General features: G+C 75.5%; 1 pseudogene. It reads left to right on the top strand.

Annotated features, from left to right (window positions below):
* Nucleotides 1-261 (top strand): annotated as a pseudogene (murD, locus tag AC4FS3_RS29605) (UDP-N-acetylmuramoyl-L-alanine--D-glutamate ligase); the annotation flags it as partial.

Here is a 261-nt window from a genome sequence, read left to right as displayed (position 1 = left end):
CCGCGCCGTAGCCGCCAGGCTGGAGGCGGCCGGCAAGCCGGTCGAACGGGTGCGCAGCGACGCGCCGGAAGCGGACGGCTGGTCGTGCGAGGGGACGCAGCTGCTGCGCCATGGCGTGGTCTTCGCTGACCTCGCCGGATCGTCGTCGTTGCGCGGCCGCCACAATGCCCAGAACGCCCTGGCCGCCAGCGCCGCCGTCGCCGCCCTTGGCGTCGATCTGGCGGTGATCGCCGCCGGGCTCGCCACGTTTCCGGGCCTCGC

The organism is Pseudogemmobacter sp. TB195 (genome assembly GCF_058313095.1).
The sequence above is the reverse complement of the archived record's forward strand: the minus strand, read 5'-3'. Positions and strand labels throughout refer to the sequence as shown.